This is a genomic window from Nereida ignava (assembly GCF_001049735.1).
In the GTDB taxonomy this organism is placed as follows: Bacteria; Pseudomonadota; Alphaproteobacteria; order Rhodobacterales; family Rhodobacteraceae; genus Nereida; species Nereida ignava.
The window spans coordinates 1-22,829 of the sequence record NZ_CVPC01000003.1; the positions used below are offsets into that span (position 1 = coordinate 1).

Annotated in this window: 24 protein-coding genes; 12 read left to right on the forward strand and 12 right to left on the reverse strand. The window is 54.6% G+C overall.

Annotated features, from left to right (window positions below; genetic code table 11):
• Positions 1–329 (forward strand): IS110 family transposase (locus tag NIG5292_RS02205; RefSeq protein ID WP_048597739.1); only part of this gene is annotated, 329 nt, incomplete at its 5' end.
• Between the two features lie 190 nt (positions 330–519).
• On the opposite strand, the gene NIG5292_RS02210 is transcribed toward NIG5292_RS02205, so the two are convergent.
• Positions 520–864, reverse strand: a complete 345-nt coding sequence (locus NIG5292_RS02210; RefSeq protein ID WP_082136593.1) for a Na+/H+ antiporter NhaA — start codon at positions 862–864, stop codon at positions 520–522.
• A 201-nt stretch (positions 865–1,065) separates the two neighbouring features.
• On the opposite strand from NIG5292_RS02210, the gene NIG5292_RS02215 reads away from it, so the two are divergent.
• Positions 1,066–1,749: a molecular chaperone DjiA gene (locus tag NIG5292_RS02215; RefSeq protein ID WP_048597741.1), complete on the forward strand. Its 684-nt coding sequence runs from the start codon at positions 1,066–1,068 to the stop codon at positions 1,747–1,749.
• Between the two features lie 46 nt (positions 1,750–1,795).
• The gene (locus NIG5292_RS02220) at positions 1,796–2,179 is read left to right on the forward strand and encodes a hypothetical protein (RefSeq protein ID WP_053084822.1); all 384 of its coding nucleotides are present in this window, start codon (positions 1,796–1,798) and stop codon (positions 2,177–2,179) included.
• Here NIG5292_RS02220 and NIG5292_RS02225 read toward each other — a convergent pair.
• The 6 genes from NIG5292_RS02225 to NIG5292_RS02250 form a co-directional block, all read right to left on the reverse strand.
• The gene (locus NIG5292_RS02225; protein WP_048597742.1) at positions 2,176–3,756 is read right to left on the reverse strand and encodes a Ppx/GppA family phosphatase; all 1,581 of its coding nucleotides are present in this window, start codon (positions 3,754–3,756) and stop codon (positions 2,176–2,178) included. The genes NIG5292_RS02220 and NIG5292_RS02225 overlap by 4 nt on opposite strands.
• Positions 3,757–3,839: 83 nt before the next feature.
• The gene (locus NIG5292_RS02230) at positions 3,840–6,005 is read right to left on the reverse strand and encodes an RNA degradosome polyphosphate kinase (protein WP_048597743.1); all 2,166 of its coding nucleotides are present in this window, start codon (positions 6,003–6,005) and stop codon (positions 3,840–3,842) included.
• A 69-nt stretch (positions 6,006–6,074) separates the two neighbouring features.
• Positions 6,075–6,734, reverse strand: coding sequence for a P-loop NTPase family protein (locus NIG5292_RS02235; RefSeq protein ID WP_048597744.1), 660 nt, complete (start codon positions 6,732–6,734; stop codon positions 6,075–6,077).
• A 9-nt stretch (positions 6,735–6,743) separates the two neighbouring features.
• Positions 6,744–7,847, reverse strand: a complete 1,104-nt coding sequence (locus NIG5292_RS02240; RefSeq protein WP_048597745.1) for an AI-2E family transporter — start codon at positions 7,845–7,847, stop codon at positions 6,744–6,746.
• 60 nt (positions 7,848–7,907) lie between these two features.
• Positions 7,908–8,645 carry an SDR family oxidoreductase gene (locus NIG5292_RS02245; protein WP_048597746.1) on the reverse strand — a complete coding sequence of 246 codons (738 nt, stop codon included), beginning with the start codon at positions 8,643–8,645 and terminating at the stop codon, positions 7,908–7,910.
• Positions 8,646–8,768: 123 nt separating this feature from the next.
• Positions 8,769–9,284 (reverse strand): fasciclin domain-containing protein, encoded by a 516-nt coding sequence (locus tag NIG5292_RS02250; RefSeq protein ID WP_082136594.1) that lies wholly within the window; start codon positions 9,282–9,284, stop codon positions 8,769–8,771.
• Between the two features lie 210 nt (positions 9,285–9,494).
• On the opposite strand from NIG5292_RS02250, the gene proS reads away from it, so the two are divergent.
• The 4 genes from proS to NIG5292_RS02270 all read left to right on the forward strand — a co-directional run bounded on the left by proS (position 9,495) and on the right by NIG5292_RS02270 (position 13,981).
• Positions 9,495–10,838: a proline--tRNA ligase gene (proS, locus tag NIG5292_RS02255; RefSeq protein WP_048597747.1), complete on the forward strand. Its 1,344-nt coding sequence runs from the start codon at positions 9,495–9,497 to the stop codon at positions 10,836–10,838.
• A 74-nt stretch (positions 10,839–10,912) separates the two neighbouring features.
• Complete coding sequence (locus tag NIG5292_RS02260; RefSeq protein WP_048597748.1) at positions 10,913–12,190, forward strand: lipoprotein-releasing ABC transporter permease subunit; 1,278 nt, start codon at positions 10,913–10,915, stop codon at positions 12,188–12,190.
• Positions 12,183–12,866 carry an ABC transporter ATP-binding protein gene (locus tag NIG5292_RS02265; protein WP_048597749.1) on the forward strand — a complete coding sequence of 228 codons (684 nt, stop codon included), beginning with the start codon at positions 12,183–12,185 and terminating at the stop codon, positions 12,864–12,866. The genes NIG5292_RS02260 and NIG5292_RS02265 overlap by 8 nt, the downstream gene beginning before the upstream one ends.
• A 125-nt stretch (positions 12,867–12,991) precedes the next feature.
• Entirely contained in the window at positions 12,992–13,981 is a 990-nt protein-coding gene (locus tag NIG5292_RS02270; protein ID WP_048597750.1) for an Ldh family oxidoreductase, read from the forward strand.
• 12 nt (positions 13,982–13,993) lie between these two features.
• On the opposite strand, the gene parE is transcribed toward NIG5292_RS02270, so the two are convergent.
• Positions 13,994–15,952, reverse strand: a complete 1,959-nt coding sequence (gene parE, locus NIG5292_RS02275) for a DNA topoisomerase IV subunit B (protein WP_048597751.1) — start codon at positions 15,950–15,952, stop codon at positions 13,994–13,996.
• 130 nt (positions 15,953–16,082) lie between these two features.
• Between parE and NIG5292_RS02280 the strand changes: the two genes are divergently transcribed.
• Both NIG5292_RS02280 and NIG5292_RS02285 read left to right on the forward strand, forming a co-directional pair.
• Positions 16,083–17,426, forward strand: a complete 1,344-nt coding sequence (locus tag NIG5292_RS02280) for an MATE family efflux transporter (protein ID WP_048598160.1) — start codon at positions 16,083–16,085, stop codon at positions 17,424–17,426.
• A 53-nt stretch (positions 17,427–17,479) separates the two neighbouring features.
• Positions 17,480–17,896, forward strand: coding sequence for a VOC family protein (locus NIG5292_RS02285; protein WP_048597752.1), 417 nt, complete (start codon positions 17,480–17,482; stop codon positions 17,894–17,896).
• Here NIG5292_RS02285 and NIG5292_RS02290 read toward each other — a convergent pair.
• On the reverse strand, positions 17,893–18,297 hold the full coding sequence (locus NIG5292_RS02290; RefSeq protein WP_048597753.1) for a hypothetical protein: 405 nt from the start codon (positions 18,295–18,297) through the stop codon (positions 17,893–17,895). The genes NIG5292_RS02285 and NIG5292_RS02290 overlap by 4 nt on opposite strands.
• 12 nt (positions 18,298–18,309) lie before the next feature.
• Positions 18,310–19,512 carry a pyridoxal phosphate-dependent aminotransferase gene (locus NIG5292_RS02295; RefSeq protein WP_048597754.1) on the reverse strand — a complete coding sequence of 401 codons (1,203 nt, stop codon included), beginning with the start codon at positions 19,510–19,512 and terminating at the stop codon, positions 18,310–18,312.
• 75 nt (positions 19,513–19,587) lie between these two features.
• On the opposite strand from NIG5292_RS02295, the gene NIG5292_RS02300 reads away from it, so the two are divergent.
• From NIG5292_RS02300 to NIG5292_RS02310, 3 genes are read left to right on the forward strand one after another with little or no spacing between them, the layout of a single operon-like run.
• Positions 19,588–19,992: a helix-turn-helix domain-containing protein gene (locus tag NIG5292_RS02300; protein WP_048597755.1), complete on the forward strand. Its 405-nt coding sequence runs from the start codon at positions 19,588–19,590 to the stop codon at positions 19,990–19,992.
• Positions 19,989–20,309 (forward strand): succinate dehydrogenase assembly factor 2, encoded by a 321-nt coding sequence (locus NIG5292_RS02305; RefSeq protein ID WP_048597756.1) that lies wholly within the window; start codon positions 19,989–19,991, stop codon positions 20,307–20,309. Before NIG5292_RS02300 ends, NIG5292_RS02305 begins: the two co-directional genes overlap by 4 nt.
• Before the next feature lie 55 nt (positions 20,310–20,364).
• Positions 20,365–20,868 carry a MarR family winged helix-turn-helix transcriptional regulator gene (locus NIG5292_RS02310; RefSeq protein ID WP_048598161.1) on the forward strand — a complete coding sequence of 168 codons (504 nt, stop codon included), beginning with the start codon at positions 20,365–20,367 and terminating at the stop codon, positions 20,866–20,868.
• A 128-nt stretch (positions 20,869–20,996) separates the two neighbouring features.
• On the opposite strand, the gene NIG5292_RS02315 is transcribed toward NIG5292_RS02310, so the two are convergent.
• Positions 20,997–21,425, reverse strand: coding sequence for a VOC family protein (locus NIG5292_RS02315; RefSeq protein WP_048597757.1), 429 nt, complete (start codon positions 21,423–21,425; stop codon positions 20,997–20,999).
• A 37-nt stretch (positions 21,426–21,462) separates the two neighbouring features.
• Positions 21,463–22,773, reverse strand: a complete 1,311-nt coding sequence (locus tag NIG5292_RS02320; protein ID WP_048597758.1) for a surface lipoprotein assembly modifier — start codon at positions 22,771–22,773, stop codon at positions 21,463–21,465.
• Positions 22,774–22,829: the final 56 nt, after the last annotated feature.

Here is a 22,829-nt window from a genome sequence, read left to right on the forward strand (position 1 = left end):
CCATGGAAAGCTTCCGGCGTGGGCGCGACTTTGCAGCCTGGCTGGGCTTGGTGCCCAAACAACTCTCGACGGGTGGCAAAACCAAACTGGGTCGAATCAGTAAGATGGGCCAGTCCGATCTGAGGCGATTACTGATCACAGGAGCCACCGTATGCATCAGATGGGCGCGCTGGAAAGGTGTCAAACCCGACGGCTGGCTAGGGCGCTTACTTGAACGCAAAAAGGGCACGTTGGCTGCCGTCGCTCTGGCTAACAAAATGGCCCGCATTCTTTGGGCCATGGTCACGAAGAAACAGGATTATCGTGGTGGTTTGGTCGAGTATGCCTGACGCCGCGCAGAGGTTCGGAACGGTCGGCTCGCGCTGACAAATTCCGGAAAGTAAGGAGATCAAAGGACAATTATGGGCAAAAGCATCGGCTGATCCGCATCGGGAAAACCATATAGTAATCAAGGACACCAATAGTCCTCAAGATCGATTTGGACCTGAGGCGATCGAACTCCATAACGGCCCGTGGCGATCAGAGCCACATCTGACGAGGCCTGACACACGACCGATACCGATAAACTTGACCCAGAAAATGTCCCGAAATCACCTTGCGAAACCGGGAGCATCCACACACGATTAGAAAGAAGAAGATCGCCATCAAACCATCGTTAATCCACAAGATCAGAGGCTTGGCGATGCCCTCATCGTTAAGTTTGACCGAGAAATAGGAGTTCAACCAGCTCTCATAAAACGGTGCGAGCGCCGAGTTTGCGACGATAAGCGCCGCCACGGCAGAGAGCATAAGCAAGATCCCTCCGGAGGCCTCGGAGGAAAAGAAGCGATCGATAGCGCGTTGTAAGGGCATTTGACTGTCCATTTGGTTATTGTTGTGGGCAACAGCTTTTGCTGTCACATGGTCTTTGAAATGGTGTTTAGCGGGTAATTTTCAAGATATCTGACTTTTGAAATAGTCCGAAATTAACCGTTATTTGACCGTTTCAACAGGCCTGCCTGATTTACATGTGTTGGAACGGCGCTTTGCACTGACAAAGGTCTCAAAAAGGCGTACCTTGGCGGTATGTCGATTTGGTCTCGAATAGCTGATGCATTGTCTGCGCTCACCTTGGGTGAGGGCCTGTCGAGCGTATTTGAAAAGCTGCGCACCCCGCCTGAGCGGACTGTTGGTTTTACCATCGCGGTAATCGCCTTGGGGGCCAAAATGGCAAAGGCTGACGGGCATGTTACCCGTGACGAGGTCACTGCTTTTCGCGAAGTTTTCCATATTCCCGCACAAGAAGAAGATCAGGCAGCACGGGTTTTTAACCTTGCCCGTCAAGACGTTGCGGGCTTTGATATTTACGCCGCGCGGATTGCCAAGATGTTTGAGCGCGACAGTCATGTGATTTACGATCTGATGGAAGGGCTGTTCCATATTGCACTTGCGGACGGTGTATATCATCCCAACGAGGACGATTTTTTGCACGAAGTCTCGAACATTATGGGGCTGTCCGAGGCACAGTTCCGACAGCTTCGCGCGCGATTTGTGGAAGGCGCGCACAAAGACCCCTATGATGTTCTGGGCGTTACACCGAGCACCCCTCTGAGCGAAATCAGAACTGCATGGCGCGCCCTTGTGTGCGATACCCATCCAGACCGTTTGGCCGCGCGCGGCTTGCCGGCAGAGGCTGTGCGGATGGCTGAAAAACGGCTGATAGATGTAAACGCTGCTTGGGACGAAATTGCGGGCCAAAAAGTACACTGAGCCTTTTGGGACTTCAAATTTGGACAATCGATTTTAGGTGAATGGTATGAAAAGTATTCTTTATATTGCTGCGCTGACCTTTTCTTTGACGCTTTCGGCTACGGCGCAGGACGTGGCGCAAGAACAGTCGGAGCAAGATGAACGATCGTTGATGCAGCGCGGTTTTGAGATGTTCTTTGAGGGGCTGTTGAACGAAGTAGAGCCGCTTACGGAAGATTTGAATCAGCTGTCCGACGCTCTTGAGCCATCTTTGCAGGCGCTGATCGAAGAGTTTGGCCCTGCGCTGCGCGATTTGGCAGACAAGATCGACGACGCGACACGGTATGAAGCGCCCGAGGTTTTACCGAACGGCGACATCATTATCCGCCGCAAAGAAGACGCTGCGCCAAACACAGACGCACCCTCAGCAGACGGGCAGATCGAGATTTAGCGGCGGCGCATGTTCACTTGTGGCGTAGCATCTAGGCTGCTGCACAGAGACATAAAGCGGGCTTCGGCGACCTCACCGTAAAGGGGCTGCGCATCCGCCGATAGAACCAGTTCCAAAACCTTTTTCTTGGGATACCACTTCAGCTCGCCCATGGGCGTATCCGCCTGCATCCAAAGCATCGCGCCAAAACGGATGGCTTTGCCCAGAATTTCAGCCTCGCGTTGGGCCTCAACAGGGAGCAGGGAAGACAGCTCCTCAAAGCGCGTGCCTTCGCGGTTGTTGCGGTAGCGGTGGAGCAGGGCAAGGCCAAGGTAGACGCGCTCTGCGTGCTTCAAACCACCAAGGTTTGCGCGCGTTGCAGTATCAAAGCACACCTCGGCGCGGTAGTCAGGATGGGCACGCCAGCTGACGTCATGAAGCAGACAGGCGGCTTTCACCATACGCTTGCGTCCATCGGGTAGGGCACGAAATAGTGGTTTGATAAAGGTATAAAGTGTGCGGCCAAAACCGGGCATGCGGGCGTCTTTATCTTCTGCAAAGCGGCAGGCTTCGATTAAAGGATCACGCTCGCGCAGGCGCTGTGGCATCTGCTCATAGAGCATGCCTTCGCAGATACCATAGCTTGAGATGGCGATGTCTTTGGGCTTGAAACGGCTTGTCAGCACTTTGAGCACCTCAAGCGCGTAGGGCACAAGCGCCATCCGGCTGCCCGAAATGCCGCACAATTGGCGCAACTCCTCAAGGTCGTGGCCAGCTACAAATTCCGCAGTGGCCCGCACGGATTTTGATGTCATCCGGTATTCATGCAGCACGTGCAGCGGATAGCCTAAACGCTCCATATCAATGCGTGCGATGGCCCGCCACGAACCACCTACCAAGAATAGACGGTCATTTTGGTCGCCCATTTTTGCGTGTAGCTCATCCATGACCGCTTCGATGTGGGCCTTGCGCCCTTTCTTGCCGCCCTTGATATCGCGCAGCTTGAGCGGACCCAAAGGCGATGTTTCGCGCCTCCCAACGCGTCCGTCACGCAACTCGGCCAACTCAAGCGAGGCGCCACCGATATCGCACACCAGCCCGTATGATTTGGGCCAGCCAAGCAACACACCTTGTGCGGAAAGGCGCGCCTCTTCTTTGCCGTCGATGATCCAAAGCTTCAGGCCGGTTTGCGCCTCGACCTCGTCTCGAAAGGCCAGCCCGTCAGAGGCTTCACGCACGGCGGCCGTCGCAACAGTTGTCAGCGGTGGGATCCCCAAGCCTTCGGCAAGTTTTACAAAGCGCAAAATAGCGGCCAGCGCACGTGTGCGTCCTTCGGGATTTAGATGGCCCGTTTCGGCAAGTCCCGCCCCCAAGCCGCACATGATTTTTTCGTTGTAAAAATAGGCAGGCGACCGCGCAGCGCCGTCAAAAATGACCAATCGAACCGAGTTTGAGCCGACATCAATCACACCAACCCGTGACAAAGCACGCGCTGACGTTTCTTGGAAAAGGGGTCTGCCGAACGGGCCCCATTCGGAGATGTCATCGCCAGTGCTGTCTTGACGCGGAGCGCTTTTGGGAGTGCTGGTTTTGGTCATTGCGCATCCGTCTTTGGCCACTTGTGCCTCTTGTATGGCCGATTTTGGCCGTGGCGCACAATCCTAGAAACAGCCCCGCGACGTTAGTCCTCGGTGTGGGTCAATTTGGGCACGTCTGCAGCACCTGCGGAGCCTCGTCCCGAAAGCGACGGGTTTTCCATGAAGAAACGGTGACAATTAAACGCAAAGCTGTCTTCGGGAATGTCGGGACGGGTCCAGTTGCCGTTGCCGTCCATCACCCAGCTTTGCGCAACGTCAGCCAAATTAGCCGCCATCACTTGGCTGACAATCTGTGCTTTTACGGTGGGATTTTCGATCTCAACCAACGTCTCAACGCGGCGGTTAAGGTTACGCCCCATCCAATCTGCTGAGCTGATGTAGACCCGCGCTTTTTTGCTGGGCAGGCCTTTGCCGTTGCCGAAACACACAATTCGGCTGTGCTCCAAGAAGCGGCCGACAATTGATTTGACACGGATATTTTCTGACAGCCCTTTGATACCGGGCTTCAGCCCACAAATACCGCGCACCACGAGGCTGATTTGCACACCGGCTTGGCTGGCGGCATAAAGCGCGTCGATTACATCTGCCTCGATTAGGCTGTTCATCTTGGCCCAAATAGCGGCAGGGCGGCCCGCGCGGGCGTGTTTGGCCTCTTCCTCGATCCGCTCAAGCAGCGTTGATTTCAGTGTCATGGGGCTGATCGATAGGTTTTCCAAAACTTCGGGTTCTGCATAGCCCGAGAGGAAATTGAACACTTTGGTGGCATCGCGTCCCAAGGCGGGGTCGCAGGTAAAGAGCGACACATCAGTGTAAATGCGGGCTGTATCAGGGTGATAATTCCCAGTGCCGTAGTGGGTGTATGTGACCAATTGGTCACCTTCACGGCGAACGACGGTGCTGATCTTGGCATGGGTTTTAAGCGTCATGAAGCCGTAAACAACATGAGCGCCTGCGCGCTCAAGACGGCGCGATTGGCGAATGTTGGCAGCCTCATCAAACCGCGCTTTCAGTTCAACCAGTGCGGTGACAGATTTGCCGTCCTCTGCCGCTTCGCAAAGTGCTGATACGATCGGGGAATTCTTGGAGGTCCGATAAAGCGTTTGCTTGATGGCCAACACGTTGGGGTCACGGGCGGCCTGTTGAACAAACCTGACCACCATATCAAAAGTCTCATAGGGGTGATGCAGCAGCATGTCTTTCTGGCGGATGGCCGCAAACATATCAGCGTCGTGATCCATAACCCGTTCAGGCACGCGCGGCTTGAACCCCGGCCACATCAAGTCGCTTCGGTCTTTGATGATCAGCGCTGACAGGTCCGCCACACCAACAACCCCTGATACATCAACGATCTCACTGTCTTCGACATCAAGGTTGTGCATCAGCATCTTGCGCAGTGCCGCGGGTGCGCCGGTAGACAATTCAACTCGAATAACCTCACCACGGCGGCGGCGTTTTAGCGCGGTTTCAAATTCGCGCACAAGGTCTTCTGCTTCTTCTTCAACTTCCAAATCACTGTCGCGCAAAATACGAAACAGACATTGCCCAACAGTTGCATAGCCGGGAAAGATCGTATCAAGGCGCAGCAGCATAAGGTCTTCGACGGGCAAAAAGCGCACGGCATCACCGGGCATGCGGACAAACCGGTCCACCTGCGCGGGGATCGGCAAAAGCGCTTGAAGGGGTTCTTTATCGCGGCGGCGCTCAAGCTGCAGGGCAAGCGACAGACCGGCATTTGGGATAAATGGAAACGGGTGGGCTGGATCAATGGCCAGCGGTGAAAGGACCGGAAAAACCTGACTGAGAAAATGCTCGTTCAAAAATTCCAGATCAGAAGGGGTCAGCTCATCACGCTCAAGAATGGTGATGCCTTCGTGTTCCATCTGATCGCGCAGCACACAGAACACGTCTTGTTGTTTGGCCATCAATGCACCTGCATTGGTGTTGATCATGGCCAGCTGTTGCGCGGGCGTCAGCCCGTCTGCGGCGGGTGTCAGGTTGCCTGCGTCATCAAGCTCGCGCAGTCCCGCCACGCGCACCGTATAGAATTCGTCCAGGTTGGTTGCTGAGATGGACACAAACCTAAGCCGTTCAAGCAGCGGGACTTTAGGGTTTGCCGCTTCCTCAAGTACCCGCCAGTTGAACGCCAACCACGAGACTTCGCGGTTGAAAAAGCGATCTGGGCCGCTTGTGTCTGCGTCGATTTCGATGGGCGCAGGAAAGGGGTGGTCAAGGAAATTTGCGTGAGTCATGGCCTAGTTATACATGGATATTTGTAACACCGAAGTAACGATTGCCACTTTGGTTACGTGCAGCGCGATTTAGCGTGCAAGGTCAGCCAAAACATCCCGCGCCAGATCACGGTTGATCGTGCGGCGCTCAGACAAGGCGCGTTTATCCATGGCGGCGACGATCTGGTGGGCGTGGGCAAAGCTACGCTCGGAATGGCGCAAAAGATAGGTCAACACGGCAGGGGTGGGTTGCAACTGTCGGTCTGCAAAGCCTTTGACCAAGACTGCCATCAGCAACATGTCGTCTGGTTCATCTATTTGTACGAGTGCCGTGCCTTGCAAACGGCTGGCCAAATCCGCAAGTGCGATAGGCCAGTGGTTTGGCGCGCCAATCCCCGTAAGAAGCAGCCGTCCCCCACGGCCCAAAACCGCGTTGTGAATGTGAAACAGCATCTCTTCGGCATCATGTTGGCCCGCAATGGTATGCACGTCTTCAACCACAACTGCATTTTCTTCGGGCATCTCAAGGCTGGCGGCATGTATGATCTTGGCGCCTGATTGGCTGGCCCAGACGTGGGACACATGGGTTTTGCCCGCACCTTTTGGTCCGCTAAGAACAAGCTTGCCGTTTGGCCACAGATCGTCTTGCTCTACTTGGGCAACGGCCAGCGCGTTGGCCTCGCTGATGAAAAAGTCATCACGTCCAAGCGCCGTGCGGGACGGCAGATCAAAGCTTAGCTGTTGTGGCATTGAAAGGGGTTAGTCCTGCTTATCAAGGCCGCGATATAGCCGGCCCTCGGTGTATTGCTCAATGCCAAAGCGTACCAAAACGCCGATCATTGCGGCCAATGGTACCGCGACAAGCATGCCGACAAAGCCGAATATTGACCCAAAAACCGACAGTGCAAAAATAAGCCAGACAGGATGAAGCCCCACGGATTTGCCGACGAGTTTTGGGGTAAGCACGTTGCCTTCAACCACCTGACCTATAACGAAGATCACCCCTACCGCGCCGATGCGGAACCAGTCGGTTGCTACCTCAACGCTTGCCCCGTCGACCATTTGTGTGCCGCCCCAGAATTGGAAAAGGGCCAACCCGATTGCCAGAATGCCGCCCACCAACGCGCCCACATAGGGAATGAACGTCACAAGCCCGGCGATGAACCCGACGATCAGACCAAATTGCAGCCCCACGGTCATAAGGGCCACGGCATAATATGCACCAAGAACCAAACACACCGTGCCCATGCCGCGAATGAAGCTCGCCAAGGTCGCGTCAATATCACCGGCAAGTTTGCGGATCGTAGGCGCGTGGTCGCGGGGCAACAGCTCATCGATGCGGGCGGTCATGTTGTCCCAATCGAGCAGCAGATAGAATGCAACTACAGGCACCAATACGAGCAGGACCAAAATATTGATCAGACCCTTTGCGCTGGTCAAAAGCCCTTCGACCAATGCGCCACCCTTGGCTTGGATTGCTTCGCCAATGCTTGAAAGTTGTTTGCGCATCACGGACTGGTCGTCAATCAACGATGGGAAACGTTCGGTCAATGCAACGCGTAGGCGCTCAAACACATCAGGGGCGGTGTTCACCAACTGCCCTGCTTGTTCAAGCAATGACGGAATAACCAACAAGAAGGAGAGACAGAAGATCAAGATTGCGACGATGGTGATGGTTACAGTCGCCAAAACGCGGCTTGCGCCAAGTTTTTCCAGCCGGTCCGCAAGGGGGTCCAGGCAGTAGGCGATTGCGCCACCAAGCACGAAGGGCAGGATTACGTCGCCCAAAAACCACAGGATCGCAAAGACAACCGCCGTCGCAATTCCCCAGTACTTTGCTTGTTGTTCGATGGGCAGCGCCATTGCCGTCTCCTTTGGTCCTACATCGCGCCTTGCGCGAGCGGTTTCAAGCAATATCGCCCGTTAAGACGGTGCTGGCAATCCGACGGCTGCGCGGCCTTCTGGGGTTTTGATACTGAAGTCTGTGCCTGCGTATTTCGCGCCGTCCGGCCCGCACAAGTATGCGATCGCTTTGCCGACCCACTCAGCAGGGATATGCGCGTCCCATGACATTTGGCTGACTGCGTTGATGCCACTTTTGGCGATGTCGCGCTGCATATCCGTGGCGACTGTTCCTGGGCTAAGACCTACGCAGACAATACCGCGGGATGCGTTTTCCAGATCGGTGCATTTGGTCAGGCTCAGCACTGCGGCTTTGGTGGCGCAGTAGTGTGACCACCCTTCTAGCGCGCCTGTGGCGGCACCTGAGGAAATATTGATGATCGTGCCTTGCTCCATCGCAGGAAGCGCCGCGCGGATACCATAGTAGACGCCCTTAAGGTTCACATCGACGATCTGGCTCCAAGCGGCAGGATCGCTGTCTTCAATGCGCGCAATCGGGTCGATCAGGCCTGCGTTGTTGACCAAAACATCCAAGCCGCCCCATTCAGAAACCACTGTCGCTACGGCTTTTTCCATTGAGGCGAAATCGCTGACGTCTGCGGTAATTGCGATGCCGCCGATGTCTGCGGCAAGGGTTTCAAGGGCAGCGCCGTTCCGCGCCAGTACGGCAACTTTTGCGCCGCGTTCAGCCAAAACCCGTGCGGCCGCCTCGCCAATGCCGCGTGACGCGCCAGTGATCAATATCCGTTTGCCGTTCATAGCTTTGTCCCATCCTCTTTCACGTAGTTTGCGCCATTGTCGAACAACCGAAAGCCGCCCACAACATAAATAAAGCCCCGCCAGTTTGCACCGACGGAGCTTTTTCAGTTTACGGTTGCTTGATTAGTGGCAAGCGGGCCGTGTGCCGGGCAGCAACACTTTGTCGATCACGTGGATCACACCGTTGTCTGCTTTGATGTTGGCGATGATCACATTGGCGCTTTCGCCTGTTCCATCGGCAATGCTGACGCCGCCTGCACCTTTGGTGATGCACATCCGCTCGCTTGCCAAAATCGGCTTGAAGTAGTTTGAACCAGCAGGGATCTGCTCGGCGGTCAGGTTGCGATCATCCACATGGTAGAGCAGCACATTCGTCAAATCACCCTTGTTTTCGGGCAGCAATAGCGTCTCAACTGTGCCTTCGGGCAGGGCTGCAAACGCATCGTTTACAGGCGCAAAAACGGTGAAGGGACCAGGTCCGGACAGTGTGTCGACCAAGCCTGCGGCAGAAACAGCGGCCACAAGGGTTGAGAACCGCTCATCGCCGACGGCGATATCAACGATTGACTGTGCGGAGGCCGCTGTTGCCATTGTTGCGGCAACTGCGCCTGCCGCGGCGGCTTTTAGAAAACGGTTCATACTCTTTAACTCCCATAAAATACATCAAAGGCAACCAAGCTAAGCGGTACCTGTTGTGCTTAGTGTTACGGCGGGCAAGGAGAATGGATCACAATGAGTTGCCAAAGCCATTTGCTGCTGAGCCTCACTGATCACTAACAATCGTCGATTGCCAACGCTGGCCACATTGCCTAGACCTGCTTCAATTCAACACACAAAGGCCCCAAACACATGCGTATGTCCCGCTATTTCCTGCCCGTCCTCAAGGAAAACCCCTCTGAGGCGTCAATCGTGTCGCACCGTTTGATGTTGCGGGCGGGGATGATCAAACAGGCTTCTGCGGGGATTTATTCTTGGTTGCCGATGGGCCTGAAAGTTCTGCGCAATATCGAGACTATCGTCCACGAAGAACAGCAGCGCGCTGGGCATATTCCGGTTTTGATGCCAACGCTGCAATCGGCTGATTTATGGCGCGAGAGCGGACGTTATGATGACTACGGCGAGGAGATGCTGCGCATTTCAGATCGCCACGGTCATGACATGCTGTACGGCCCCACCAACGAAGAACAAATCACCGATATTTTCCGCGCTCACGTGGGCAGCTACAAAGATCTGCCGCTGACCCTTTATCAAATCCAGTGGAAATTCCGTGATGAACGCCGTCCGCGTTTTGGTGTTATGCGGGGCCGTGAATTCTTGATGAAAGATGGCTACACGTTTGATTTGACTAAAGAAGACGCGCTTCACGCCTACAACCGCCACTTGGTGACATATCTGCGCAGCTACGAACGGATGGGGCTACAAGCGATCCCGATGCGTGCGGATGGTGGCCCGATTGGTGGCGATTACACGCATGAATTTTTGGTGCTGGCTGAAACAGGCGAGTCCGAAGTGTTCTACGACAGCGAGATCACGGACCTTACGTTTGGCGACCGCACGATTGATTTTGATGATGTTGGGGCCTGTGCTGGAGTGCTGGATGAGTTCACATCACGTTATGCGCGCACGGATGAAACCCACGATGCGGAGTTGTTTGCCCAAGTCCCAGCTGATCGTCAGCGCACTGCGCGCGGTATTGAAGTGGGTCAGATTTTCTACTTTGGTACCAAATACTCCGAAGCCATGGGCGCGACTGTTGTGAACGATCAACAGCAAAAAGTACCTGTGCACATGGGCAGCCACGGCATTGGCGTTTCGCGTCTGTTGGGCGCAATTATTGAGGCCTCGCATGATGATAACGGCATCATTTGGCCCGAAGGCGTAACGCCGTTCCACTGTGGTATCGTCAACCTCAAGACAGGTGATGCAGAGGCCGACGCAGCCTGTGAAGCGCTTTATGACAGCATGGTCGCATTGGGTCTTGAACCGCTTTATGATGACCGCAACGAACGGGCAGGCGGTAAGTTTGCCACGATGGATCTGATCGGTTTGCCGTGGCGGATTACCGTGGGCCCGCGCGGCTTGAAGAACGGTGTTGTTGAGCTGACATCGCGCCGTACCGGCGAAAGTGAGGAGCTGTCACCCGAGCAGGCGCTTTTGAAGATTGCACAAATCTATGGCAAGGCGGCGTCTTGAATCCCAAGTTGGCGCGCTTTGTGATACTTAGCGCGTCGACACATCTTGAGTAATTAATACAGGGGTCGATCTTCATGCCCAAACCCTTTGCGCCATTTGAATGGATGATAGCTTGGCGTTATTTGCGCGCCAAACGGGCAGAGGGTGGCGTGTCTGTAATGACATGGATTTCGCTGATCGGGATCACCCTAGCCGTCTTTGCGCTTATTGCGACATTGGCAGTGCGCGCAGGTTTTCGGGCAGAGTTTGTCGATACGATCCTTGGTGCGAACGCCCATGTAACTGTCTATCAAACGTCTGAGATCACACCGAACGGTGGTGCCAGCCGTGTGATCGAGGATTATGACGCGGTGGCTGAACGCTTGCGCCAGATCGATGGTGTGACCCGTGCAGCCCCCCTTGTTCGTGGCAATGTCATGGCCAATCAGGCCGATCGCAATACGGGCGTTCAGGTTTACGGCATCAGTCTGCCTGACCTGCTGACCATCCCGCGCATCGCCACGCCCGAGCAGAGCATCGGTGCTATTTCTGATTTTGAAAAAGGTGTGGCCGTTGGCTCAGGTGTTGCGCGTGAATTGGGTCTGGGTGTCGGTGACAGGATCAAGATAATCTCGCCCAATGGCGCACGCACGCCTTTTGGCACGAAGCCACGGGTTGGCGCGTTTGAAGTGGTCTATATCTTTAGCGCCGGTCGCTATGACATTGACCAAACGCGCGTCTATATGCCGTTTGCCCAAGCACAGGAATTTTTCAACCGTGAAGGCGTCGCGGATGAAATTGAAGTAATGGTCGATACGCCCGAACAGATTGAGCGGTTTGCGGGCCCATTGATGACCGCTGGCGGGGATCGCGCGCTGCTGTGGACGTGGAAAGACGCAAGTGGTTCGTTCCTTCAGGCGCTTGATATCGAAGACAACGTGATGTTCATCATCCTGTCGATCCTTGTGTTGATTGCGGCAATGAACATTGTAAGTGGCTTGATTATGTTGGTGAAAAATAAGGGCCGCGATATTGGTATTTTGCGCACGATGGGCCTGACGGAAGGTGCAGTTTTGCGGGTCTTCTTTATATGTGGTGCGTTTACGGGCGTTATCGCTACCGCGCTTGGAGTGATCTTGGGGTGTCTGTTTGCCCTCTATATTGATCCGATTTTTGGGTTTGTGAACACGGTCGCTGGCGGTGGTGTGTGGGATCCATCGATCCGTGGCATTTATCAATTGCCCGCAAAACTACAGCTTGAAGACGTTTTGTCAGCGGTCGGTTTGTCGCTGCTCCTGTCATTTACGGCAACAATTTTTCCTGCGCGCAAAGCGGCGCGCATGAACCCCGTTGAGGCGCTGCGCTATGAGTGATGCTGTGCTGGAACTTAAGGGCGTCACCAAGACCTACAACGCGGGTCAGCCAAACCAGATTGACGTGCTACGAGGTATTGATCTGTCTATTTCGGCCGGCGAAGTGGTGGCCCTTGTGGCACCGTCGGGTGCAGGCAAGTCGACGTTACTGCATATTGCGGGGCTGCTCGATACGCCCACAAGCGGAGATGTTTTGCTGGCGGGGCGCGAGATGACACGGCTCAATGACCGTGCGCGGACATCCGCGCGCCGCGATGATGTGGGGTTCATTTACCAGTTTCATCATTTGTTGCCCGAGTTTTCGGCGACTGAAAACGTGACCTTGCCACAACTTGCAGCCGGCACACCGCGACGGGCGGCTGACGCGCGCAGTCAGGCGCTGCTAGAGCGTGTCGGGGTTGCACACCGCGCAGCTCACCGCCCTGCGGAACTGTCGGGGGGCGAGCAACAGCGCGTTGCGTTCTGCCGTGCGTTGGCCAATCAGCCTAAGTTACTTTTGGCAGATGAACCCACCGGCAATCTTGATCCTGAAACCTCTGAACGGGTATTTTCGACGTTATTGGATCTGGTGCGTGAGACGGGGTTATCTGCCTTGATCGCGACGCATAATCTTGAATTGGCCGCAAAAATGGACCGACAAATTAGGCTGGATGCAGGCGCGCTTCGCAACGCTTGAAACTGACGTTTAAGCGTAGCCACATCAGATGGCATGCGCGGCGGCATTGCCATTTTGGGATTAGGTCGTAAACCTGCGGCGAAAATAACAAAACACTTTCCAACAGCGTGCAAGGATTTCGCCAGATGACCACAACATCCCAGTCGATCAATGACATTTATCAAACGGCGAAAGAAGCACTGGTGGCTTATGGCGCAACGCAAAGCGTGGCCCATCATGTGGCTGATGCGACCGCGTGCTCTGAGAGCTTTGGCAACGTGATCTGTGGTCTGGCGTATTTGGAAAGCTACTGCATTCAATTGGAAAGTGGGCGTGTAAACGGGTCTGTTGAGCCACGTGTTGAGCGTCAAAAACCCAGTGCAATTTACGTCGACGGTGGCTTTGGTTTTGCACAGCCTGCCTTTGCTGCAGGGCTTGAAACGGCTGTCACTGCAGCAAAAGAAAACGGCGTAGCCAGTTTGGCGGTGGGGCATACGCATACTTGCACGTCGCTTGGGTATTTTACGGAACAAGCCGCCGCGAAGGGTGTGATTTGTATCGGGATGACGAATGCTTCGCCTGTTGTGGCGGCTCCGGGTGGCAAAACGCCCGTGATCGGTACGAACCCGATCGCACTTTCAGTGCCGGACGGCGCTGGCGGCATGGCGATGCATTTTGACTTTTCGACCAGCGCAGTGGCATTGGGCAAGATCGCGATGGCTAAAGCCGCAGGTCAGCCGATCCCGCTTGGCTGGGCGGTTGATGCAAAGGGCAATCCAACGACTGATCCGGAGGCCGCATTGGCAGGCTCGCTTGTGTCAGCTGGCGGCTACAAGGGCTGGGGACTTGGTCTGATGGTCGAGATTTTGGCCGCTGGCATGACAGGCTCCGTCAACTCGCTTGATGTAGGCGGGCTTAAAAAAGCTGAAGGCAGCCCACATGATTTAGGGCAGTATTACTTGATGATTGACCCAAGCGGCGCACCTGAATTTGCAGCGCGCATCGCGCGGGTCAGTGACGCAATCGCCGCCGACGAAGGTGCGCGTGTGCCAGGCAAAAAACGCAACGTGATGAGCCACGTCGAGGTCCCTGTAGCCCTGTGGACACGGGTTCAGCAGTTGGCCAAAGGCGCGTAACGACGCCCCTGGTTAGACGTCCAGCTCTTCAACGAACTGGGCGTTCTCCTGGATATATTCAAAGCGTTTTTCAGGTTTTTTACCCATCAAACGCTCGACCAGATCACCGGTTTCACCGGCCACATCCTCGTCAATCGTGACGCGGATCAGCTTGCGGGTCATGGGATTCATCGTGGTGTCTTTAAGGTCTTTGGCGTCCATTTCACCCAAGCCTTTGAAGCGTGACACATCAATTTTACCTTTGCCGCCCAGACCTTTTTCAAGCCATGCGTCGCGCTCAGCTTCATCAAGGCAGTAGATACGCTTAGCCCCTTGGGTAAGTCGGAAAAGCGGCGGGCAGGCCAGATAGAGGTGGCCTGTGTCAATCATCGGGCGCATTTGTGTGAAGAAGAAAGTCATCAGCAACGCAGCAATGTGTGCGCCGTCTACGTCCGCGTCGGTCATGATGATGATCTTGTCGTAGCGCAGATCATCGACATTGAATTTGGTGCCAAGACCGACTCCAAGCGCTTGGGTCAAATCAGAAATTTCGGCGTTACTGCCAAGTTTAGATGACGCCGCGCCAAGCACGTTTAGGATTTTACCACGCAGTGGCAATAGTGCTTGGGTTTTGCGGTCTCGGGCCATTTTGGCTGACCCACCCGCGCTGTCACCCTCAACGATGAACAGTTCGGTGCCTTCGCGGTTGGTCGCAGAGCAATCGACGAGCTTGCCCGGTAGGCGCAACTTTTTGGTGGCTGACTTTCGCGCTGTCTCTTTTTCTTGGCGTCGGCGCAGACGTTCCTCCGCACGCAGGACAAGGAAATCCAAAATTGCGCCCGCTGATTTGGTGTCTGCAGCAAGCCACGTATCAAAGTGATCGCGTATGGCGTTTTCAACCAATCGTTGCGCCTCAACCGTGGCGAGGCGGTCCTTTGTTTGTCCGACGAACTCTGGCTCGCGGATGAAACAAGACACAAGCGCAGAGCCGCCAGTTGTCAGATCATCACGGGTGATGGAGGCGGCTTTTTTGTTGTTGGCCAATTCGCCATAGGCACGAATTCCTTTCAAGATTGCCGCCCAAAAGCCTGCTTCGTGGGTGCCGCCTTCGGGGGTAGGCACGGTATTACAATAGGACTGGATAAAACCATCGCGCGAGGGCGTCCAGTTGATGGCCCACTCAACTTTGCCCGGTGTGTTGAACTTTTCCTGGAAATCAACTGTGCCCGCAAAGGGCCGCTCGGCATAAGTTGACAGCCCCGAGAGGGTCTCGCCCAGATAGTCTGCAAGGCCGCCGGGGAAATGGAAGGTCGCTTCTGTGGGTGTCTCACCGTCATCAATCGCTGATTTCCAACGGATCTCAACGCCAGAGAACAGATATGCTTTAGAGCGGATCGATTTGAACATCCGCGCAGGCTTAAAGCGATGCGAGCCAAAAATTTGCTCGTCCGCGTGGAACGTCACAGTGGTGCCGCGCCGGTTGGGGGCCGCGCCAATTTTCTCGACCCCACCCAACGGTACACCGCGTGAAAAGCTTTGCTCGTAGAGTTCTTTGTTGCGGGCCACTTGCACGACCATGCTGTCAGACAGTGCGTTGACAACGGACGCCCCCACACCGTGCAGACCGCCTGATGTCTGATAGGCTTTGCCAGAAAATTTGCCGCCTGCGTGAAGTGTGCACAAGATCACCTCAAGCGCGGATTTGTCGGGAAACTTTGGGTGCGGATCAATCGGGATGCCGCGACCGTTGTCGCGGATCGTCACGCTGTAATCTGCGTTCAGTTCGGCCTCGATGCGGTTGGCATGGCCTGCAACGGCCTCGTCCATAGAGTTGTCGAGGACTTCGGCGACCATGTGGTGCAAGGCGCGCTCGTCCGTGCCGCCAATATACATACCGGGGCGTTTGCGAACGGGCTCGAGACCCTCGAGCACTTCGATGCTGTCTGCGTTATAGTCATCGGCTTGGGCGCCGGACAGAAGATCATTGGCCATGGTACTGCTTCTTTTATACGTGTTTGGCCGCACTATGACACGCCGTGGGCATCGGGGGAAGTGCGTCTCGTTCATCTGGACAGTTAGATTTTTGTTGCAAGGCCCACTGGGATGGATCAACGGTTTTGCGATGAGCGCATCCGCACATCTTAGCGCCTTGTTGCGCCTCGGCATTCCGTTGATTGGCAGTTTTCTGGCGGGCTTTTTGCTGGGACTAACCGACACGATTATGCTGGGCTGGTATTCGGTTGAGGCACTGGCCGCGGCCACGATCGCGGGTAGCTTTTTCATGACGCTGCAGGTGGTGGGCTCGGGCTTTGCATGGGCGGTCACGTCACTGGTGGCAGAAGCGGACGCGAGATCAGATACGGTTCAGGTCCGCCGCGCCACGCGCATGGGGATGTGGTTGTCCGTTGCATTTGCGGCTGCCGTGATGCCGGCGCTTTGGTTTTCGGAAGGTTGGTTGATTGGGCTGGGTCAAACACCTGAGGTCGCATCGGGCGCGCAAACGTATTTACGTATCGCGGGGTGGGGACTTTTTCCTGCACTGCTGGTGCGGGTTTTGGCAAGCTATCTAAGTGCCGTTGACCGCGCAGGGCCAGTGCTGTGGGTCACGCTTTTCGGGGCGGCTATCAATGTTGTGTTCAATTACGCCCTGATCTTTGGGAACTTGGGCTTACCGGAACTTGGCATTCAAGGGGCAGCGATTGCCTCAGTTTTGGTCCAAGTTGCGATGCTTGTCGTCTTTATGGGCTATGCCCAACGGGTTCTGCCGCAATACGATCTGTTCCGCAGCCTGTGGAAAATTGATGCGTCTGCGTTGCGGCAGGTTTTTGCATTAGGCTGGCCGATTGCGCTGACGTCCTTGGCTGAGACGAGCTTGTTTACGGCGGCGTCCACAATGATGGGTTGGCTTGGTACTGATGCTTTGGCCGCACATGGCATCGCACTGCAGGTGGCCACGGGCACGTTCATGGTGCATCTGGGGCTTTCCCAAGCCAAGACCGTGCGCGCCGGAAACGCCGTTGGCCGCAGGGATGCGGCGGGTTTGATTTTGGGCGGTAAAGTTGCCGTTGGCGCGTCTTTTGCGTTTTCCGCGGCGACGATGGTTGTGTTTTTTGGCGTGCCAGATTTGTTCGTCACAGCGTTTTTGGACCCCGATGATCCGGCCCGCGATGTGATTATCCCGATTGGGGTATCGTTGATTTATATGGCAGCGCTGTTTCAGTTTGCAGACGGGCTGCAGGTGATCTGCTTGGGCCTTTTGCGCGGTGTGCAAGATACCCGTGTGCCCATGTGGTTGGCGGCGCTAAGCTATTGGGGGCTTGGATTGCCCGCAGCATATGTTCTTGGATTTGTCTTGGATTTTGGCGGTGTTGGGGTATGGGCCGGATTGATCGTTGGCTTGCTTGGGGCGGCAGTTTTGTTGGTCTGGCGATTTACAGCGCGGCGCGGCGTCTACATCACGGCGTGACGGCGCCCTGAACTGGGGCTAGGCTGCGCGCACTTATTTGAGGAGCGTTTTCGATGAATCTTGAATTCCACCATATCAATTTTGTGTCCCGCGACGTTGACCGCATGCATGATTTTTACACTGGTCTGCTCGGGCTTGATGACATTCCTCAAGATAATTTTCCACGCACGGATGAGACCGAAGAGGCGGGCTACAGTGGTTCAATCCGCTTTGCCACAGATGGTGGGATGCAGATGCATCTGGCCGAGCGGAACTTGGATGTAGCGTTTAAGAATGGCCAAACCATCAACCCCGTGGACCGGGGGCACATCGCATTTCGGACCGATGATATCGCGGCGTTTTTGAAGCTTTTGGATGAGAATAATGTGCCGTACTCAGATTACGGAACGGCCTTTGCTAAGGAATGGCATCAGGTATTTTTTCACGATCCCGAAGGCAATGTGATCGAGGTACACCAACAGGTGGGCTAGTCTTTGCCCACGATGCGATCTGCTTTTTTGCGCACCAATACGCTACGCAGGTCGTGCATGGCGAGTAGCAGTGCGTCGGTTACTTCCTCAAGCTGATCGTCACTGGCTTTGGATTGCGCCCATTGAGCAGTCAGGTTCAGACTGTCAATCGCACGATGGATGTCATCCATATCACGGGCTGCGAGCAACTCTTGACGCTCTTCCATCCATTCACGGATCATCGCAAGATCAGCCTCGCTTAGCTCACGGTCGCCTTGCGGTTTTATCTCGCTGTTGCGAATGTTGAGAGCCGCCAGCGGCTCCATGTCTATGCGCCGTTGACGGTTTTCTGCGTCCACCCGAAATACCTGCGCGCCGTTTTCACGGATGCGGAAATAGTACTCGGGTAGATCGCTACTCATAAGGTCTCTCGCTTAGCTTAGGGCTGCGCAGAAAGTTTGGATACGCGTGCAGGCTTCTTTCAGGTTGTCGTCTGATGTAGCGTAGCTGACGCGGAAGTTTGGCGAAAGTCCGAATGCTGCACCGAACACCACGGCCACACCTGTGTCTTCCAAAAGCGCGGTCGAGAAAGCCTCGTCGTTTTCAATGACGGTGCCCTTGGGTGTCGTTTTTCCAATCAGACCGGCGATGTTGGGGTATACATAGAACGCACCTTCAGGCGTGGGGCAGGTGACGCCGTCAATTGCGTTCAGCATGTCCACAACCATGTCGCGGCGGCGTTTGAAGACCACGTTATGCTCGGGCAAAAAGTGTTGCGTGCCGTTCAGTGCCTCAACGGCGGCCCACTGGCTGATAGAGCAGGGGTTCGATGTTGATTGCGACTGCACTTTACGCATCGCTTTGATCACGTTCTCTGGACCCGCCGCATATCCGATGCGCCATCCGGTCATCGCATAGGCTTTGGAAACGCCGTTGCATGTCAGAGTGCGATCATAAAGCTTAGGCTCTACTTCCGCAGGGGTCGCAAATTTGAAATCATCATATGCCAGATGCTCGTACATATCGTCTGTCATGATCCAAACATGCGGATGCTTTAGCAGCACGTCTGTGAGTTTTTTCAGCTCATCTGCTGAATAGCCCGCACCCGTTGGGTTTGAGGGCGAGTTGAAGATAAACCATTTTGTTTTAGGCGTGATCGCTGCTTCAAGCTGTTCCGCAGTGATTTTGAAGTTGTTCTCAAGGGTCGCTTCAACGGCTACGGGCGTGCCGCCACCCAGCAAAACCATATCCGGATAACTGACCCAATATGGGGCGGGGATAATGACCTCGTCGCCTTCGTTTAGCGTTGCCATGAAGGCGTTATAAAGCGTCTGCTTGCCGCCAGTGCCCACGCTGATCTGTGCGGGGGTGTACTCAAGTCCGTTGTCGCGTTTTAGCTTGTCACAGATTGCTTGCTTCAACTCAGGAATGCCGTCGGGGGCGGTGTATTTGGTTTTCCCTGCAGCGATTGCTGCAACGGCTGCGTCTTTGATGTTTTGCGGAGTGTCAAAGTCCGGCTCACCTGCACCAAGGCCGATCACATCCATGCCTTTTGCCTTCAACTCACCAGCAAGGGTCGTCACGGCAATCGTCGGTGACGGTTTGACGCGATCGAGTGTTTTGGACAGAAAAGACATTGTAGGCTCCGTTTTGCTCGGTGATAAGAATGTGTTAGAACGATTAAAATATCCCTTAGACGGAAGAGGCATGTAATGGAAGATGTGACACAGCAAAACGAAGATTGGTTTAGCGAGGACACCTCTACTTTCGGGGATCGTCTTGCCGGCGCGCGTGAGGCGGCTGGCATGACCCAAGCACAACTTGCCAAGCGGCTTGGTGTGAAACTGTCCACAATGCAATCGTGGGAGGAGGATCTGTCCGAGCCGCGCGCCAACCGGTTGACTATGATGGCGGGCATTATCGGCGTGTCTTTCAGCTGGTTGTTGAACGGCGAAGGCGAGGGTGTAGAGGCCCCAGATATGGGTCAGGATTTGCCTGACGGTGTTGATGAATTGTTGTTGGAACTTCGCGCCATCAAAGCACGAATTTACCGCGAAACCGAGCGTATGGGCATTGTTGAAAAGCGCCTGCGCGCTGCAATTAAGGCAGGCACATGAGCGAACTTCCCCAAATTCCACAGCCAATCCCGCCTGCCGACGAGCCGCGCGAGACGCAAATCAAGCGTCTTTACATGCGCTCAATCCGGCGGGGCATCAAAGAGATGGATGTCATTTTGATGGACTATGCGGATAGTAAACTGCGTGAAATGACCGACGGTGAGTTGGTCACATATGACGCGCTATTGGCTGAAAATGACCACGATCTGTATCAGTGGATCACGGGTCAGGTCGAAACACCGCCTACATTTTTGGATATGATTTCAGAGATTTCCGCGCACATGCTGAAAGATGGCGGCGTTTTAACCGGTAATTAGCGATTGGTCTCTAAGCCTTGCGCAACATTTAGTTGACGGAGGCACGGCCATGAGCATGCAAGGAAATCTTCCCGGATCGGGCATTACCCAGCAAAAAGACCCATTTGCCTCAAGTTACCTTGATGCGCTGTCACTGGTGGAGCGGCTGCATAGGCTGCTCCTCGATGTTTTGAAAGATGAGTTTGAGCGGGTTGGCTTGCTCGACATCAATGCCGTTCAGGCGCTGCTGTTATTCAACATCGGTCATAATGAAGTCACCGCCGGAGAGCTTAAATCACGCGGGTACTACCAAGGCAGTAACGTAAGCTATAACCTCAAAAAACTCGTTGAGATGGGATATATGCACCACCAGCGGTGCGAAATTGACCGTCGCTCTGTTCGGGTAAAGCTAACTGAGAACGGCCGGCATGTCTGTAAAGTGGTAGATGAGTTATTTGCACGCCACGCAGATGGTCTACAGGCGCATCAGGTGCTTGATCTGGAAAGCCTGGATGACATTACGCATGGGCTGAAACGCGTGGAACGTTACTGGACTGATCAAATCCGATACATCTATTAAGTGTTGGCTACGTCCACTTAGGCAAAAGGAGCGCGGGATGTCCGCACTCCTTTGATTTTACATTAACGAATGTTCAGCAGAACCAACCTGACGTTAGTCGCAGTAGGGATGGTTAGAACGTGGTGTCTTTACCAGTGACCAGTGTTTTTCATGCTGGCCCAAGGTTCTGCAGGCGCCAATGCCTCGCCTGCTTGTAGCAATTCAATACTGATATTGTCTGGTGAGCGAACAAAAGCCATGCGCCCATCATGGGGCGGGCGGTTTATCGTTACGCCGTTATCCATAAAATGCTGACAGGCTTCGTAGATGTTGTCTACGCGGTATGCCAGATGTCCAAAATGGCGGCTATCTGAAGGCAATTCATCATCGCCGTCCCAGTTGTAGGTCAACTCAACTGGCGTCTCTTCCTGACCGGGGGCGGCCATGAAAACCAGAGTAAAGCGCCCTCCTTCGTGGTCAGTGCGGTGCGTTTCTTTCAGGCCTAACAGCTCGAAAAAAGCCATTGATGCCTCCAGGTTTTTCACGCGAACCATCGTGTGCAGGTAAGTTAAGGCCATGTTTTTGGCTCCTTCGCTTTGAGAATTCGATTGCCGATCAGAAGACCGACGCTATCCCCAATGATACACCTGTTTGCCGGATATCATAGCGGTTGATGTTTGATTCTGTGCTTGAGGCGGACAGGGTTACCAGCGGTGCAAATCCGTAGAGATTGATCTTTTCCAGTAAAAACTGCGCGCGGATCCCTGCTTGCGTATCTTTGCGGCTATCTGGACCAAAAATGCTGACAACTTGTGCATAATCACGCTGACCAAATGAAACGCCAAATTCCGCTGTGGCTCCAAATATCGGTTTCGCTGGCGCGTAGGTGATATTTGCGAACAGGCTTGCGTGCTCAATGAGGGCTGAACGTGACGCTGTGTTTGAAATGCTTGCTGACCAGCTCAGGCGTGACCCACCCGCAAAGGTCTGTGTTCTTTTGAGCGTTGCCGAGGCCACAGTCGAGGATCGCTCATCGGCGTCTAGCCTTTCATTGCGCGTAATTCCAAACCCAATTGCGCCAGTCGCCGCGCTCCCCCAACGAAAGCGCTGCTCTGCTTCTACTTTTGCAAAATTGGTCAGCCTTTCGCCGCCGTACCAGTTTGCGCCAATTTCAAAGCGGAGGGCGTTGACTGCATTCGCTGTGAGCTTTGCGTCGTAGTGCGCGTCAATTCCAAGCTCATAAAATGCAAAGTCGCTTGGGCGCACGTCGGGGGCTTGGGTCTTTGCGGAGTTTGACAGCCAGTAATTGATGGCGTTCAGCCGCGCCCCAAAAGACAACGCGGTGCCGTCATTTGATGGGCGTTTGTGACGAAGCTTTAGCCCGTAAGAAATTTCGGTTCCGGAAAGCGCAAGGCTGGCACCGCTCGCAGCAATTTCGATCCCGTTGAAAATTAGGCTGTCTGCCTTGGGGGCGTTGTTGATGTTACTGTTCGGTCCTGCGCGAAATTCCAACTCAAAAGTAAGCGGGTTCGCTCGCGCAACTTGCGCATAGTTTCTGGCAAGTGCCGTTTGTTGCGCTGCACCACGCGCAAAAGGTTCGGCACGTCTTAGCCAAATTTGGGCGCGGGTATGTTGCCCATCACGAAGATGACTTTCAGCAACAAGGATCGCCGCTGCAAATTTTTCTGACCCGATTGTGGCTTTGCTAAACGCTCTTTTGGCAGCAAACCGTGCGGTAGTGGACCTACCCATTAAACGCTCAGCTGCCGCCAGTGAAAAAAGTGCTGAAACATCGTCAGGGTCGGCACGCAAAAGTCCAAGTGCCACCTCACGAGCGGCGCGCGGCTCGGATTGATTAACCAAGGTTTGCGCAAATACTCGTGCTTCTTCTTTGCTCAGACGTAACTGATCTGAGCTTTGGGCCATCACTGTTTGGGGCGCGCCTATGGCGAATGCCAATAGGCAAATGCACAGTGGGACAG

Bases quoted from the DNA above. Each gene is read 5' to 3' on its own strand.
- NIG5292_RS02210 (WP_082136593.1), bottom strand. From the start codon at position 864: ATGGACAGTCAAATGCCCTTACAACGCGCTATCGATCGCTTCTTTTCC.
- NIG5292_RS02215 (WP_048597741.1), top strand. From the start codon at position 1,066: ATGTCGATTTGGTCTCGAATAGCTGATGCATTGTCTGCGCTCACCTTG.
- NIG5292_RS02220 (WP_053084822.1), top strand. From the start codon at position 1,796: ATGAAAAGTATTCTTTATATTGCTGCGCTGACCTTTTCTTTGACGCTT.
- NIG5292_RS02225 (WP_048597742.1), bottom strand. From the start codon at position 3,756: ATGACCAAAACCAGCACTCCCAAAAGCGCTCCGCGTCAAGACAGCACT.
- NIG5292_RS02230 (WP_048597743.1), bottom strand. From the start codon at position 6,005: ATGACTCACGCAAATTTCCTTGACCACCCCTTTCCTGCGCCCATCGAA.
- NIG5292_RS02235 (WP_048597744.1), bottom strand. From the start codon at position 6,734: ATGCCACAACAGCTAAGCTTTGATCTGCCGTCCCGCACGGCGCTTGGA.
- NIG5292_RS02240 (WP_048597745.1), bottom strand. From the start codon at position 7,847: ATGGCGCTGCCCATCGAACAACAAGCAAAGTACTGGGGAATTGCGACG.
- NIG5292_RS02245 (WP_048597746.1), bottom strand. From the start codon at position 8,645: ATGAACGGCAAACGGATATTGATCACTGGCGCGTCACGCGGCATTGGC.
- NIG5292_RS02250 (WP_082136594.1), bottom strand. From the start codon at position 9,284: ATGAACCGTTTTCTAAAAGCCGCCGCGGCAGGCGCAGTTGCCGCAACA.
- proS (WP_048597747.1), top strand. From the start codon at position 9,495: ATGCGTATGTCCCGCTATTTCCTGCCCGTCCTCAAGGAAAACCCCTCT.
- NIG5292_RS02260 (WP_048597748.1), top strand. From the start codon at position 10,913: ATGCCCAAACCCTTTGCGCCATTTGAATGGATGATAGCTTGGCGTTAT.
- NIG5292_RS02265 (WP_048597749.1), top strand. From the start codon at position 12,183: ATGAGTGATGCTGTGCTGGAACTTAAGGGCGTCACCAAGACCTACAAC.
- NIG5292_RS02270 (WP_048597750.1), top strand. From the start codon at position 12,992: ATGACCACAACATCCCAGTCGATCAATGACATTTATCAAACGGCGAAA.
- parE (WP_048597751.1), bottom strand. From the start codon at position 15,952: ATGGCCAATGATCTTCTGTCCGGCGCCCAAGCCGATGACTATAACGCA.
- NIG5292_RS02280 (WP_048598160.1), top strand. From the start codon at position 16,083: ATGAGCGCATCCGCACATCTTAGCGCCTTGTTGCGCCTCGGCATTCCG.
- NIG5292_RS02285 (WP_048597752.1), top strand. From the start codon at position 17,480: ATGAATCTTGAATTCCACCATATCAATTTTGTGTCCCGCGACGTTGAC.
- NIG5292_RS02290 (WP_048597753.1), bottom strand. From the start codon at position 18,297: ATGAGTAGCGATCTACCCGAGTACTATTTCCGCATCCGTGAAAACGGC.
- NIG5292_RS02295 (WP_048597754.1), bottom strand. From the start codon at position 19,512: ATGTCTTTTCTGTCCAAAACACTCGATCGCGTCAAACCGTCACCGACG.
- NIG5292_RS02300 (WP_048597755.1), top strand. From the start codon at position 19,588: ATGGAAGATGTGACACAGCAAAACGAAGATTGGTTTAGCGAGGACACC.
- NIG5292_RS02305 (WP_048597756.1), top strand. From the start codon at position 19,989: ATGAGCGAACTTCCCCAAATTCCACAGCCAATCCCGCCTGCCGACGAG.
- NIG5292_RS02310 (WP_048598161.1), top strand. From the start codon at position 20,365: ATGCAAGGAAATCTTCCCGGATCGGGCATTACCCAGCAAAAAGACCCA.
- NIG5292_RS02315 (WP_048597757.1), bottom strand. From the start codon at position 21,425: ATGGCCTTAACTTACCTGCACACGATGGTTCGCGTGAAAAACCTGGAG.
- NIG5292_RS02320 (WP_048597758.1), bottom strand. From the start codon at position 22,773: ATGGCCCAAAGCTCAGATCAGTTACGTCTGAGCAAAGAAGAAGCACGA.